Raw genomic sequence first — 603 nt, forward strand, 5'->3', positions numbered from 1 at the left:
CCGTTGAGCGAGCCCGACTTGTCATAGGTTCTCGCGGGGACGTCGGCCTGGTCAGTGACCTGTGATCCGTCGATGTCCGCCGTGTTGGAGAAGCTGGTCCCACCGGTAGGAAGGTCTGTCGAGTCGGCATAGGTGTAGTAGGTGATGATGTAGCGCCAGTCATTGGCCTTGAACGCCAGATCCGGGTCGTTGATGTCGAGCTTCACCGCGAAGGCGGTGCCCGAGGAACTGAGCGTGGTGGAGGTGAGCTTGCTCGTGATGTCCTGCTTCAACCCTGTCGCATTGCCAGGGTTGGGACCGTACTGTTCGACGACCTTGATGCCGCTGATCGTGTCGGCGCCCACGTGGTGGCCCGGGCCGAGCGCCTCCGTCAGGGTGAAGCCGTCCTTCCCTTCGAGCTTGTCGCCGGGAACCGTGACGGTCCACGCGATCTTGCCGTTGCGGTTCGCACCGCCCAGCACGCTGCCGCTCTTGGTCAGGTCCATGTGCCACGGCTTGTTCGTGACCTTGCCGACACCCTGGCCAGCTTCCCCCCAGCCCTCGATCTGGGCCGTGTTGGAGTAGGAGGTGCCGGGCGGATCGATCTCACCATTGGGCGTGCAC

At 63.7% G+C, this 603-nt stretch carries 1 protein-coding gene; it reads right to left on the reverse strand.

Going from position 1 to position 603, the window contains the following annotated elements; genetic code table 11:
• Positions 1-603: hypothetical protein (locus FK530_RS24895; RefSeq protein WP_146489478.1), on the reverse strand; the 603-nt coding region annotated here is incomplete at both ends.

The organism is Tsukamurella conjunctivitidis, assembly GCF_007858475.1.
Classification (GTDB): Bacteria; Actinomycetota; Actinomycetes; order Mycobacteriales; family Mycobacteriaceae; genus Tsukamurella; species Tsukamurella conjunctivitidis.